The organism is Acuticoccus kandeliae (genome assembly GCF_003073115.1).
The window spans coordinates 1,003,564-1,015,863 of sequence record NZ_QBBV01000002.1 but is presented as its reverse complement, the minus strand read 5'-3'; the positions used below and the strand labels follow the sequence as shown (position 1 = coordinate 1,015,863).

At 67.1% G+C, this 12,300-nt stretch carries 14 protein-coding genes; 10 read left to right on the top strand and 4 right to left on the bottom strand.

Translation table 11 applies throughout. The features are described from left to right. Positions 1-95 precede the first annotated feature (95 nt). From DBV35_RS17455 to DBV35_RS17430, 6 genes are all read left to right on the top strand, one after another. Positions 96-1,097: a TRAP transporter substrate-binding protein gene (locus DBV35_RS17455; RefSeq protein ID WP_170134967.1), complete on the top strand. Its 1,002-nt coding sequence runs from the start codon at positions 96-98 to the stop codon at positions 1,095-1,097. A 66-nt stretch (positions 1,098-1,163) separates the two neighbouring features. Continuing rightward, a complete protein-coding gene (locus DBV35_RS17450) occupies positions 1,164-1,742 on the top strand; it encodes a TRAP transporter small permease (protein ID WP_108661580.1) in 579 nt (192 codons plus the stop codon). 53 nt (positions 1,743-1,795) lie between these two features. Beyond that, positions 1,796-3,070 carry a TRAP transporter large permease gene (locus DBV35_RS17445; RefSeq protein ID WP_108661579.1) on the top strand — a complete coding sequence of 425 codons (1,275 nt, stop codon included), beginning with the start codon at positions 1,796-1,798 and terminating at the stop codon, positions 3,068-3,070. A 49-nt stretch (positions 3,071-3,119) separates the two neighbouring features. Next, positions 3,120-4,313 carry a CaiB/BaiF CoA transferase family protein gene (locus DBV35_RS17440; RefSeq protein WP_108661578.1) on the top strand — a complete coding sequence of 398 codons (1,194 nt, stop codon included), beginning with the start codon at positions 3,120-3,122 and terminating at the stop codon, positions 4,311-4,313. Further along, complete coding sequence (locus DBV35_RS17435) at positions 4,310-5,086, top strand: enoyl-CoA hydratase/isomerase family protein (protein WP_108661577.1); 777 nt, start codon at positions 4,310-4,312, stop codon at positions 5,084-5,086. The genes DBV35_RS17440 and DBV35_RS17435 overlap by 4 nt, the downstream gene beginning before the upstream one ends. Positions 5,087-5,218: 132 nt before the next feature. After that, positions 5,219-6,250 (top strand): L,D-transpeptidase, encoded by a 1,032-nt coding sequence (locus tag DBV35_RS17430; protein WP_108661576.1) that lies wholly within the window; start codon positions 5,219-5,221, stop codon positions 6,248-6,250. Here the strand turns inward: DBV35_RS17430 and DBV35_RS17425 are convergent. After that, the gene (locus tag DBV35_RS17425; RefSeq protein ID WP_108661575.1) at positions 6,247-6,810 is read right to left on the bottom strand and encodes a DUF2239 family protein; all 564 of its coding nucleotides are present in this window, start codon (positions 6,808-6,810) and stop codon (positions 6,247-6,249) included. The genes DBV35_RS17430 and DBV35_RS17425 overlap by 4 nt on opposite strands. An 80-nt stretch (positions 6,811-6,890) precedes the next feature. On the opposite strand from DBV35_RS17425, the gene DBV35_RS17420 reads away from it, so the two are divergent. Next, positions 6,891-7,226 (top strand): GIY-YIG nuclease family protein, encoded by a 336-nt coding sequence (locus DBV35_RS17420; protein WP_108661574.1) that lies wholly within the window; start codon positions 6,891-6,893, stop codon positions 7,224-7,226. A 1-nt stretch (position 7,227) separates the two neighbouring features. Here DBV35_RS17420 and DBV35_RS17415 read toward each other — a convergent pair whose 3' ends face one another. Beyond that, positions 7,228-8,442: a polyhydroxyalkanoate depolymerase gene (locus tag DBV35_RS17415; protein ID WP_108661573.1), complete on the bottom strand. Its 1,215-nt coding sequence runs from the start codon at positions 8,440-8,442 to the stop codon at positions 7,228-7,230. A 106-nt stretch (positions 8,443-8,548) separates the two neighbouring features. On the opposite strand from DBV35_RS17415, the gene DBV35_RS17410 reads away from it, so the two are divergent. Beyond that, a complete protein-coding gene (locus DBV35_RS17410; protein WP_108661572.1) occupies positions 8,549-9,202 on the top strand; it encodes a glutathione S-transferase family protein in 654 nt (217 codons plus the stop codon). A 116-nt stretch (positions 9,203-9,318) separates the two neighbouring features. Continuing rightward, positions 9,319-9,723: a hypothetical protein gene (locus tag DBV35_RS17405; RefSeq protein ID WP_157961818.1), complete on the top strand. Its 405-nt coding sequence runs from the start codon at positions 9,319-9,321 to the stop codon at positions 9,721-9,723. Here the strand turns inward: DBV35_RS17405 and allE are convergent, their stop codons facing one another. Next, a complete protein-coding gene (allE, locus tag DBV35_RS17400) occupies positions 9,724-10,563 on the bottom strand; it encodes a (S)-ureidoglycine aminohydrolase (protein ID WP_108661570.1) in 840 nt (279 codons plus the stop codon). Positions 10,564-10,750: 187 nt separating this feature from the next. Between allE and DBV35_RS17395 the strand changes: the two genes are divergently transcribed. Continuing rightward, on the top strand, positions 10,751-11,269 hold the full coding sequence (locus DBV35_RS17395; RefSeq protein WP_157961817.1) for a hypothetical protein: 519 nt from the start codon (positions 10,751-10,753) through the stop codon (positions 11,267-11,269). A 42-nt stretch (positions 11,270-11,311) separates the two neighbouring features. On the opposite strand, the gene DBV35_RS17390 is transcribed toward DBV35_RS17395, so the two are convergent. Beyond that, the gene (locus DBV35_RS17390) at positions 11,312-12,220 is read right to left on the bottom strand and encodes a sulfotransferase domain-containing protein (protein ID WP_108661568.1); all 909 of its coding nucleotides are present in this window, start codon (positions 12,218-12,220) and stop codon (positions 11,312-11,314) included. Positions 12,221-12,300: the final 80 nt, after the last annotated feature.

Here is a 12,300-nt window from a genome sequence, read left to right as displayed (position 1 = left end):
CTTTTCAACGGCCCTTTGGTATGCCACCGTATTTGAGCACTCAACCGCCCATTTGTCGACAAGAGGCGGAACGAGAGACTGGGGAAGGACAGACAATGAAATCATCAATCGATAGGATTCTCGGCGTTGTTGCCGCTTCGGCGATCGCGCTCGGCGCCGGCGCCGCGGCCGCGCAGGACGTCACTTTGCGATATGCGCACGTCGGCTCGGAAGGCGACATTCAATATTGGTATGCCGAACAGGCGGCCGAGCGCATTCCGGAAGCGACCGGCGGCCGCGTCGCCGTCAACGTGTTCCCGAACTCGCAGCTCGGCGGCGTTCAGGAGCTGATCGACGGCGTGCGCTCCGGCTCCATCTCGATGGGCCACCACGAGTTCGCCTCGCTCGCGCAGCTCGCTGACAACATCGCCGTCTTCAACGCGCCGTTCATCTATCGCGATGGCGCGCACGCTCTCGCCGCGACCGATCCGCAGAATTCGGCGGTCCTGCAGGAGTTCAATGAGACGCTGACCGACGAAGGCGGGATGCGCATCATCGGCCGCCTCTTCCGCGGCGCGCGTCAGATGACGGCGAAGCAGGCTGTCTATTCGCCCGATGATCTGGCGGGCAAGCCCTTCCGCGGCGTCCCCCTCCAGCTCTGGACGACGATGATCCGCGGCTTCGGCGCGATCCCGACCCCGGTCGAGGTGAGCGAACTGCCGACCGCGCTGATGACCGGTATGGTGATCGGCCAGGAAAACCCGCTGACCATGATCAACGCCAACAAGCTCTACGAGGTGCAGAGCCACGTGATGCTGACTGGGCACATGCAGAACGTGCTGCCCGTCTTCATCAACGAGAGCACCTGGGAAGAGATCACGCCGGAAGACCAGCAGGCCATCCTGGACGTGCTGGACGAGCTTGCCCAGGAGACCTACGCCAAGGCCTCGCAGGCCGAGAAGGACCTGATCGGCGAGCTCGAAGGCAAGGGCATGACCTTCATCACCCCCGATGACGGCCTGAAGCTCGACGCCTTCCGCGAGAGCGTGTCGGCCGAGGTCGCCAAGGACTTCCCCGACTGGAAGCCCTACATCGACAAGATCGCCGAAATTCAGTGATCGCGTGATGCGGGCCCGCCCGGCTGACGGTGCCGGGCCCGCATCCACAATGCCTGGCGTTCATCCGTGACCGATACCCATCCCCCTTCCGCGCTCGTCGCCGACGACGAGGCCGAGACGACCCTCGCCGACCGCATCCTCGCGCCGGTGCGCTGGGTCTTCCGCCGCCTCGCCCTCGTGCTCCTCGCTGTCCTCGTCGCGATGCCCGCGATCCAGGTCGTGCTGCGCGAGATCCTGCGCCAGCCCTTCGTCGGGGCCGAGGAGCTCGCCCGCTTCATGCTGATCTGCGTCGTCTTCGTGACGTTGCCGACGGTCGTGGCATCCGGTGCGAATGTGCGGATGGAGGAGGTGCTGAACGCGATGCCGCGCATGCTGAAGTCGAGCCTGCGCACGATCATCGCGCTCACCGGGACGCTCGCGTTCGGGGTCGCCGCGATCTCGGTCGCCGTCGCGACGCTGCGCAATCTCAACAACGCCACCCCGACACTTCAGATTCCCTACTGGGTGTTCTTCTCGGCCGCCTTCCTCGGACTGGCGCTCTCCGCGCTCGAGTGCGCGATCCAGCTCGCCAAGGGGCTGATGGGGCGGCCCATCTACGTGCTGACCGCCGAGGAGCGGGAGCCCGACCCGCTCGAGGAGCTCTGATCCGTGCCCGCGATCCTCACCCCGCCGCGCCATCCTGAGGCGGAGCCCCGCGCATGAGCGGCGCGATCCTCGGCGCCTTCGGGCTCACCTTCCTGTTCGGCTGGCCGGTGGTCCTGTCGATCATGGTCCCGGCCATCATCTACATCCTGTGGAGCGGGTTCCCGATCGAGCTGATCGGCCAGCGCATGACCTATGCGCTCGATTCCTTCCCGCTCGTCGCAGTGCCGGTGTTCATCTTCGTCGGCAACCTCATGAACAATGCCGGCATCACCGAGCGCATCTTCACATTCGCGAACACCCTCGTCGGCCGCGCGCCGGGGGGCCTCGCGCAGGTGAACATCTTCTCGAGCCTCATCTTCTCCGGCATGAGCGGGGCCGCCCTCGCCGACGTCGGCGGGCTCGGCCGGATCGAGGTGAAGGCGATGGCCGCGCGCGGCTTCCGCCGCGATTTCGCCGGCGCCGTCACCGTCTCCTCCGCGGTCGTCGGGCCGATCTTCCCGCCCTCGATCCCCCTCATCATCTACGGCTCGGTGACGAGCGTCTCGATCATCCAGCTCCTCCTCGCCGGCATCATCCCCGCGCTCATCTGCGTCGCCTTCCTGATGATCACGGTCGCCGTCCTCGGCCGCTGGAACCACTATCCGCGCTCGGACCGCTGGCCGCGCCTGTCGGAGATCTGGCGCGACTTCCTGCCGGCCTTTCCGGCGCTGCTGACGCCGGTGCTCCTCGTCTCTGGCATGCTGATGGGCTTCTTCACGCCCACCGAGGCCGCCTCGGTGACGGTGGTGTACGTGCTCCTCATCAGCGCCGTCTTCTATCGCACGCTGACCGTCGCCCACCTCGTCCACGCCGCGATCGAGACGGTGAAGAGCACGTCGGCGATCCTCATCATCGTGTCGGCCGCCGCGATCTTCGGCTGGATCCTCACCGTCGAGCAGATCCCGCAATTCCTGGCGCGCGAGCTCCTGTCGCTCTCGACCGACCCCTTGATGCTCCTCCTCATCGCCAACGTCATTCTCCTGATCGTCGGCATGTTCCTCGATTCCACGACCGCGACCCTCCTCGTGATCCCGATCATCGCGGGGCCGCTCCACATGGCGGGCGTCGACCCCGTCCATCTCGGCATCGTCGCGATCTTCAACCTGATGCTCGGCCTCCTCACGCCGCCGATGGGGCTCGCCCTCTTCCTGATATCGGACATCGCGAACGTGCCGATGAAGGCGATCCTGCGACAGCTCCTGCCGTTCTACATCCCGCTCTTCGCGACGCTCGCGTTGCTCACCCTGGTGCCGGAGATCTCGCTCTGGCTGCCCAAGATGATGCGCTGACGGCAACCGCCGGCGCCTCATCCACAAGAATCCCAAGAAAGGTCAGGCCATGAACCAACCGCTTTCGGACCTGCGCGTCCTCGACCTCAGCCAGGTCATGGCGGGCCCGTTCGCATGCATGCTCCTCGGCGACATGGGGGCGGACGTGGTGAAGGTCGAACCGCCCGGCGTCGGCGACCAGACGCGCAGCGCGATGGAGTATCGCTACAAGGGCACCGACAGCCCCGGCTTCCTCGCCCTCAACCGCAACAAGCGCAGCATCGAGATCGACCTCAAGAACGAGGCGGGGCTCGAGACCTTTTACGCCCTCGTGAAGACGGCCGACGTGATCATCGAGAACAGCCGGCCGGGCGTGATGAAGCGCCTGAAGGCCGACTACGAGACGCTGTCGGCGATCAACCCGCGCCTCATCTATGCGAGCATCTCCGGCTTCGGCCAGACCGGGCCGTGGGCGCAGCGGCCGGGCTTCGACCTCATCGCCCAGGCGATGAGCGGCATCATGAGCGCGACCGGCACCGAGGACGGCGAGCCGGTGAAGGCGACGACGCCGATCGCCGATCTCGGCTCCGGCCTCTTCGTCGTCTACGGCATCCTGTCCGCCCTCCACGGCCGCGAGCGGAGCGGGAAGGGGCAATATGTCGACACCTCGCTGTTCGAGGCGGCGCTCGGCCTCTCGATCTGGGAGACGACGGAGCTTTGGGCGAGCGGGGAGGCGCCGCGTCCGATTGGCACCGCGAACCGGATGAGCGCGCCCTATCAGGCGGTCCGCTCCAGCGACGGGCACTTCGTCTTCGGTGCCGCGAACGCGCGGCTGTGGGCGCGCCTGTGCGACATGCTCGGCCGGGACGACCTGCGCAACGACCCGCGCTTTGCCGACAACACCGGCCGCATGAAGAACCGCGAGGCGCTGATCGAGGCGCTGGAGGCGGTGTTCGCGACGAACACGACCGCACACTGGGTGGAGGCGCTGCTCGCCGCCGGCATTCCCGCCGGCCCCATCAACGGCTTCGACGCGGCGACCCAGTCCGACCACGCGCTCGCCCGCAACATGGTGATGGACGTGCCCCACAAGGTGGAGGGGACCTACAAGTCGCTCGGCTTCGCGGTGAAGCTCAGCGGGACGCCGCAGCAGGTGCGCTATGGCGCGCCGCTCCTCGGCGAGCACACGCGCGAGGTCGTCGATTCGCTCGACCTTCCCCAATCCTATGACAGCCTGAAAGAGGCCGGAGCATTCGGACGATGAGCGAAGGCAGCGTTCACTTCACCCGCAAGGACGGCATCGCCGAAATCGTGTTCGACCGCGTCGAGGCGATGAACGCGCTTACCTGGTCGATGTACGACCGCCTCGCCGCGATCGCGGACGAGCTTGCCGAGGACCGCGAGACGCGCGTCGTCATCTTTCGCGGCGCCGGCGGCAAGGCGTTCATCGCGGGCACCGACATTCGCGGCTTCGCGGCCTTCACCAAAGGTGCCGACGGCCTCGCCTACGAGGCGAAGATGGACGATTATGTGGGGCGCCTGGAGCGGCTCCCGCAGGCGACCATCGCGGTGGTCGAGGGGTATGCGGTCGGCGGTGGCCTCGCCATCGCCGCGGTGTGCGATCTGAGGATCGCGACGCCGGAATCGAAATTCGGCTCTCCGCTCGCCCGCACGGTCGGCAATTGCCTGTCCGCCAAGAGCTATGCGCGGCTGCAGGACGCGGTCGGCACCTCCTGGGCGAAGCGGATGCTGATTCTGGGCGAGATGATGTCGGCGGCCGATGCGCATGCGGCCGGCTTCCTCACCGATCTCGTTCCGGCCGATTCCATCGCGGCGAAGGCGGACGAGATGGCGCAGCGGCTTCTGCGTCATGCCCCGCTCACGATCGGGGGCAGCAAGGAAGCGCTCCTGCGCCTGCGCGACGCGAACCTTCCCGATATCGAGGACATCGTGGAGCGCATCTATGGCAGCAACGATTTCCGCGAGGGGGTGCGTTCGTTTCTCGCCAAGGAAAAGCCGAACTGGACCGGCACCTGAGCTGACCCGCCACCCCGCTGTGTCCGCCCGGCCGCAAGTCGTGTGCAAAGGCGGGCGCGCCACCCGCCACGCTTGCCGGGGCGGGGCCTGCCCGCCAAGGTCGTGGCGGCGGGATGCTCGGGGAGAATCGGAATGGGGCAGACGGGTTGGACGACGCGGCGCACACTTCTCGTCGCCGGACTGGGTGGCCTCTCGCTGACGGTCGCCGACCGCGCGTGGACGCAGATCCCGCAGGCCCCGCCGAAATCGGCGCTCCTCAACACGGCGAACCTCGCCCCCGGCAGCTACCTCTGGCACCCGGAGCTGTCGCCCGAGGGGCCGGTCGCGATGATCGTGTCGATCCCCGACCAGCTCGTCCACGTCTACCGCAATGGCGTCGAGATCGGCGTCTCGACCTGTTCCACCGGCAAGCCCGGCCATGAGACGCCGACGGGGGTGTTCGTGATCCTGCAGAAGGATCGCGACCACCATTCCTCGACCTACAACAATGCGCCGATGCCGAACATGGAGCGCCTCACCTGGAGCGGCATCGCCCTCCACGCGGGCAAGCTCCCCGGCTTCCCGGCCTCGCACGGGTGCGTGCGGCTGCCGCTGGAATTCTCGCGCCTCATCTTCGAGATCACCCATCTCGGCATCCCAGTGATCATCGCCGACGAGAAGAGCGCGCCGGAGACGGTGGTCCATCCGGGCTTCATCCTCCCCGCCGAGGCGGAGAAGGAGGCGAACGAGGCGGTGCTGAATGCCGCCAAGAGCGCGCACCACAAGCCCGACGCCACGACCGAGACGGACGACGTCATCTCGATCGTGATCTCCGGCGCGGACCGCAACATCATCATGTTCCGCGACGGGGCCGAGTTCTGGCGCTCGGCGGTGGAGATCCGCGGCGACGGTCCGCTCGGCAACCACGTCTACAAGCTGCTCGCGACCGACCCGGACAGCACCGAGGTGACCTGGCTCGCCCACCGCATCCAGGTGGCGGACGCGGGCGGGGCCTCGCCGCACGACGTGCTGTCGCGCATCGTGATCGTCGACTGGATCCCGGCGGTGCAGGCGCTCGCCGACCTCCGGCCCGGCTCCACCCTCGTCGTGACGGACCTGTCGGCCGGCGAGGAGACGCGGTCCGGCCCCGACTTCGTGATTTTCCGCGACGAGGCGGGCGTCTAGTCCGGGTCGATGTCCGCCGGGTCGGGGTGCGCGAGCGCCCACGCGTAGGCGGCGAGATCGGCGGGCCAGTCGCGCATCTCCTGGCCGAACGCGTCGGCGTCGCTCGCGAAGAGGGCGCGCGTCGCCGCCTCGAAGCGGGGGAGGTCGCCCGCGAGCGCGTTCATGAAGGCGAAGGCCGCCGCCTGCGCCGCCCGCCGGTCGGTCGCGCCGCCATCCTCGCGCCGCGCCTTGTCGACGAGACGGCGCAGCGCCTGCGAAGCGCCGCCCGGCTGTGCGGACAGCCAGTCCCAGTGACGCGGCAGCAACGTCACCTCGCGTGCGACGACGCCGAGCTTCGGCCGCCCGCGCCGCCGCGGGCCGTCCTGGGCCGCGCCTGAGGTGGGTGGGGCGCTGCCTGGGCGGAGGTCGAGATCGACGACGCGCCCCGTCCGGTCGTCGAAGACGAGCACCTGATCTTCGGGCGCGGCGGCGCGGACCGGTCCCAGAATGTCGTCCATCGTGCCGGCCGCGATGCGCCGTGTCCCGGCGAAGGCGGTCAGGCGGCGTGTGTCGTCGTGCATTGGTCGTCCCCTGTTGCACGGGGTTTTATCCGGGTGTAATGAACGCCGCAATACATCCGGGTAAAAATAGAGTGGGGACCATGGACCGGTCGGAACGCAAGGCTGCGATCGAGGCCTACAAGCAGCGCAAGGACCCGGCGGGGGTCTACGCGATCCGCTGCGCGCCGACGGGCGCCTGCTGGGTCGGCAAGACGCACGATCTCGACAAGATCTGGAACCGCCTGACCTTCTCGCTCGGCCAGTCGGTCAGCACGCACGTGAGCCTCCAGGCCGCGTGGGACGCGCACCCGGTGAGCGCCTTCGCGATGGAACGGCTGGAAAAGCTCGACGAGGATATGACGGGAGGCGAGCGCGACAGGGCGCTGAAGAAGCGGCGCGCCTACTGGGCCGAGCGGCTCGGCGCGGAGATGATCTGACCTACTCCATCGCCAGGATCATGTTGCGCACGACGGGGTAGATCTCCTGCTCCCAGCGCTTGCCGTTGAAGACGCCATAATGGCCGACATTGGCCTGGAGGTGGTGGCGCTTCAGATGCGGGCGAAGGGAGCGGCAGAGATCGTGCGCGGCGGACGTCTGTCCGAGGGCGCAGATATCGTCGCGCCCGCCCTCCACGGTGAGGAGGGCCGTGTGGCGGATCTCGCCGGGGTCCACCACCATGCCGCGATAGGTGAAGGTGCCCTGGGCAAGTTCGGCGTTCTGGAAGATCCGGTCGATCGTCTCGAGATAAAACTCCGCCGTGAGGTCGAGGACGGCGAAATACTCGTCGTAGAATTCCTTGATCTTCTGCGCCTTGTCCCATTCGCCTTTTACGAGATGCTCATAAAGGCGGCGGTGCTGGGTGCGGTGGCGGTCCATGTTCATGGCCAGGAAGGCGTAGAGCTGCAAGAAGCCCGGATAGACCTTGCGGCCCGCGCCCGCATACCGGCCGGGGACGGTCGTGATGAGATTGTCCTCGAACCAGGCGAGGGGGTGGCCGGTCGCGAGCTCGTTTACCTCGGTCGGGCTTTCGCGCGTGTCGATCGGGCCGGCCATCAGCGTCATGGTGCGCGGCGTCGCTGGGTTCTTCTGCTGCGACATCACCGCGACGGCGATGAGGGTCTGCACGCACGGCTGGCAGACGGCGAGGATGTTGCTGCCCGGCCCGATCTCTTCCAGGAAGCGGATCGTGTAGGCGACATAATCCTCGACTCCGAAGACACCGGCCGAGAGCGGCACGTCGCGCGCGTTCGCCCAGTCGGTGATGTAGACGTCGTGGTCGCGCAGGAGCGTCTCCACCGTGCCACGCAGGAGCGTCGCGAAATGGCCGGAGAGGGGGGCGACCACCAGGATCGGCGGCTGCGGCGTTTCGACCGTGGGCTTGGAGAAATGGAGGAGTTTGCCGAACGGCAGGTCGAGCGCGATCTCCTCCACCACCGGCACCTTCACCCCGCCCACCTTCGCGCTGTGGATCCCGAAGGCGGGGCGCGCGTGGGTGAGCTGGAAGCGAGAGATCATCTCCATCATGGCGTCGAGCTGCGGCATCTTGGGGGCCCCGAAGGGGACCATCGGCCAGCCGTTGAAGCGCGTGTTTCTCGCGACGGCACGCAGCGGAGCGATCAGGTCGTCCTGCCACTGGTACATCTGGTAGAGCATTCTGGCGTCCTTCGCGCTTCGCCTCGGCGAAAAAAGCTAGTGCATCCCATGCTGCAGTGCGACACAATTCTCCGCAACGCGGCAGACGGCGATCAACGGGGTCATCATGGCACGGGCGGCACTCACGATATCCTCCAAGAATTATTCGTCTTGGTCGCTGCGCGGCTGGCTGCTCTGCAAAATGGCCGGCCTCGATTTCGAGGAACAGCGCGTCGATGTCGACGATCCGGAGACGCGGCAGGAGCTTCTCCTCCTGTCCCCGTCGGTGCGCGTGCCGCGCCTCAGCCATGAGGGCGTGGAGGTGTGGGACACGCTCGCGATCGCCGAGTATCTCAACGAGACGTTCCCCGACGCTGGCCTCTTGCCGATCGACCGTGCCGCGCGCGCCCATTGCCGCGCCGTCTCGGGGGAGATCCATTCCGGCTTCTACAACCTGCGCTCCGCGCTGCCGATGAACATCAAGGCCGAGCACAAGCGCTTCAAGATCTTCTCCGGCGCGCGGCCCGACGTGCAGCGCATCAAGGAGATCTGGACCGACTGTCTCGGCACCTATGGCGGGCCGTTCCTGTTCGGCGAGCCGACGATCGCCGACGCGATGTACGCGCCGGTCTGCACGCGCTTCCGCACCTACGCGGTGGAGCTCGAGGAGCCTCTCCAGGCCTATTGCGAGACGATCTTCGCCTGGGAGCCGATGGTCGAATGGATCACCGACGCCCGCGAGGAGCCGGACGAGGTGATCGAGCTGGAGGTGGAGTTCTAGGCGCTCGGCGCGCCGTCACCGGCCGCGTCGCGAATCTGGACGACATTTCACTTTGCCTTCGGGCAGGCATCGTCTAACGAGACCCTCCCTTTTGGTTGTGTCTCGGATTTCAAACGATGCGAATTTTCACCAACGCCCTTTTGCTGGCGGCGATGCTGCTCGGTTCGGCCGCCGCCCTCGCGCCGGCCCCTGCCTCCGCCCAGGAGGCGATCCGGCCCTGCAATGAACGCCTCAGCGGCACGCGCAAGATCAACGGCCAGACGGTCTACATCGCCAAGATCCGCCCGGAGGCGGGCACGCGCTGCGAGATGAACATGAGCACCTTCGACCGCGTGATGATGCGCGACATCCGCGTCGTCCAGAAGCCGAAGGAGGGCCGTCTCGTGACGGTCAAGCGCAACCGGATCGTCTTTCAGGCGGGCAAGTCCAAGACGCCGGACGTGTTCGTCTTCGCGATCGAGGTCGACAACAAGTTCGGCCGGGGCTGGGGGAACATCGCGGTGATGGTCAACCCGCGCTGATCAGGTCGCGACGCCGCCCGGCGCGCGCGGCAAGCTCACCTGCCGGTTCATGTTCTTGTAGAGCAGGTAGCGCGTCGGGCCGGGGCCGCCGGCATAGTAGGCTTGCGGGCAGAAGGCGCGCATCCAGATGAAGTCGCCCGCCCGCACCTCGTGCCAGCGCTCGTTGAGGAGGTACATGCCCTGTCCCTCCAGCATGTAGAGGCCGTGCTCCATGATGTGCATCTCGATCGCCGGGATCGTCGCGCCAGGGTCGAAGCACACGATGTTCATGTGCATGTCGTAGGCCGGGTCCGTCGTCGGGATGAGGTGCTTGGCGCCCTGCCGGTCGGTCATCGGGTTGTTGGAGCGCGCGAGCGCCTGCTCGTTGGCGACGATCGGTGAGGGGCGGAGCGGCCCGAGCGGCTCGAACGCCTTTCGCACCCAGATGAATTTCGCGGCCGCGCCATCCCCGGCGCGCACGCTCCAGGACGCGCCAGCCGGGGCAAAGGCGTAGCCGCCCGGCGCGAGGCGGTGGTCCGCACCATCCAGCGTCAGGGTCAGCGCGCCGTCGAGGAGGAAGAGGAAGCTCTCCACACTGATATCCGCCTCCGGCCGGTCCGAACCGCCGTCCGGGTCGAGATGGACAAGATATTGCGCGAAGGCGGTGCCGGGTGCGATCGCGGGCGCGGCGAGGACCCAGCAGCGCATCCCGTCCCAACCGGGCAGCGGCGCGGCGACATTGTCCGTCAGCGAGGAGGCGGGGATGATCGCGTAGGTGTCGGTGAGGATCGCGCGGCTCGTGATCGTCGCGCTCTGGGGCGGCAGCGTGCCGCTCGGCGCGAAATAAGTCGGCTGGCTCATCGGGACCCTTCGGGGGATTCGGACTGCCGCGATGATAGACGCTCGCGCCGGCCCGTGCGCGCCTCGCCAGCCGAACCTCGGCGCATTCGTGATAATTTCAATCGATGCCCAGTTGCGTCGCTATGATTTCGCGGCAACGTAAGCTATGATCAATGCAACAAGAGCCGGTTTCCAGAAAGCGCATATCGTGACCTGCAGGCATTCGAGCCTCCTCGCCTCGATCGGATTGGCGGTCGGCGGACTGCTCGGCCTCGCGGGCTCCTTCCTGCCATCGCCCGATCTGCGCGGCCTCGCCTGGGGGATCGACGGGGTCGCCCTCGTCATGGCGAGCGCGCTCCTCACCATCCAGTTCGCGCGGCGCGGGCGGGATCTCGTCGCCTCCGGCTTCCTCGTCTTCGCGCTCGGGCAGGGGCTCGTGGTGTCGACCGCGTCGGCGGACTTCGCGCTGGGACGCGCGGCGTTCGGCGCGGGATGCGGGCTCTGGGCCGCGGGGCTCGCCCTCATCAGCGGGCCGCCCGTGCTGCCGGCGGTCGTGCGCGTCCTCGGCATCATCGCCGCCTTGCTCCTCGGGGTGACGGCGCTTCTCATCTTCGGCGGGCAGGCGGTCGACCCGCTCACCGAGCCGCTTCCCTTCTTCGCCTACCCGTTCCTGGTCGCAACGATGTTCGGCTGGATCTGGGCCCTTCTCGGCGACCACATCCGCTGAAGGGATCGCGTGCGGCCGGACGCATCGCCCGGCCGCGTGCCCTCAATCGACCGCGCCGGTCTCCAGCCAGCGGGCGCAATCCTCGCCGAGATACCAGCCGGCGGCCGCCTCATATTTGCAGATGTCTTCGGCGCTGAGGACATCGCGCCAGCGGCCATTCGTGCCCTTGTTGATGAAGGTCTCGCCGCCGCCATACCAGAGCGCCCCGCCGAGCGGCGCGGTGAGCGCGGCGTGGCGCTTCATGTACTCGAACGTGCAATGTTCCAGGATCAGCGGCCAGCGCGCGGGGGCGATCTCGATCTCCAGGAACTCGGCGATCCGGCGGATCTGGCCGGGCATGTCCGCCTTGAGGTCGCTGAAGTGGAGGAGGAGGACGTTCGGGAGCCCGCGCACGTCCCACCACGACTGCACATTCTCCCAGAAGGGCCAGAACGGATGGCCGTCGCGGTCGAGCCAGTCGTGATAATATTCGCGGATGTCTTCCGGCGGGCGCTGGATCGGTGGGCCGACGCGGCCCGGCGTCTCGTTCAGCGCGTCATAGAAGGCGCGGTTGGCGTTGGCGTGGTGGTTGTACATGCTCCACACCACGTCGCGCCCGTCGCGGCCGATATAGATGTACTTGGCGCGCGGGGAGAAGACGAGCGCGTCGACCGGCAAATGGGTCTTCATGAAGCGGCGGTGCGTCTGCGCTTCCATTGCCGCGAGCTTGATGTCCTTCGACGGCAGGCGCAGGTCCAGCCAGGGAGAGATTTCCGCCACGTTGATGTCGGCAACGCCGTTGAAGATGAGCTGGCCAACAATCTGCTGAGTCCAGGTTGTTCCAGACTTCCCGTACGTCCCGATGACGATGTCGTCATCACGGAACTGGAAGTCGTTCCAAATCGTGGAGTCGAAATGGTGGTTGTGGAACTCGCGTTGCTTCTTCGGCCAGACGGATACGGGTGCGTTCACGTGCCTACTCCAAAACTAGGGTGGCAGGCAAGTAGGACGGCTCCGTTACAGCCCCGTTTCGTCCCGGCCCGATCGGGTTT

Coding starts and splice junctions, on each gene's coding strand:
- DBV35_RS17455 (WP_170134967.1), top strand. CDS start 96: ATGAAATCATCAATCGATAGGATTCTCGGCGTTGTTGCCGCTTCGGCG.
- DBV35_RS17445 (WP_108661579.1), top strand. CDS start 1,796: ATGAGCGGCGCGATCCTCGGCGCCTTCGGGCTCACCTTCCTGTTCGGC.
- DBV35_RS17440 (WP_108661578.1), top strand. CDS start 3,120: ATGAACCAACCGCTTTCGGACCTGCGCGTCCTCGACCTCAGCCAGGTC.
- DBV35_RS17435 (WP_108661577.1), top strand. CDS start 4,310: ATGAGCGAAGGCAGCGTTCACTTCACCCGCAAGGACGGCATCGCCGAA.
- DBV35_RS17430 (WP_108661576.1), top strand. CDS start 5,219: ATGGGGCAGACGGGTTGGACGACGCGGCGCACACTTCTCGTCGCCGGA.
- DBV35_RS17425 (WP_108661575.1), bottom strand. CDS start 6,810: ATGCACGACGACACACGCCGCCTGACCGCCTTCGCCGGGACACGGCGC.
- DBV35_RS17420 (WP_108661574.1), top strand. CDS start 6,891: ATGGACCGGTCGGAACGCAAGGCTGCGATCGAGGCCTACAAGCAGCGC.
- DBV35_RS17415 (WP_108661573.1), bottom strand. CDS start 8,442: ATGCTCTACCAGATGTACCAGTGGCAGGACGACCTGATCGCTCCGCTG.
- DBV35_RS17410 (WP_108661572.1), top strand. CDS start 8,549: ATGGCACGGGCGGCACTCACGATATCCTCCAAGAATTATTCGTCTTGG.
- DBV35_RS17405 (WP_157961818.1), top strand. CDS start 9,319: ATGCGAATTTTCACCAACGCCCTTTTGCTGGCGGCGATGCTGCTCGGT.
- allE (WP_108661570.1), bottom strand. CDS start 10,563: ATGAGCCAGCCGACTTATTTCGCGCCGAGCGGCACGCTGCCGCCCCAG.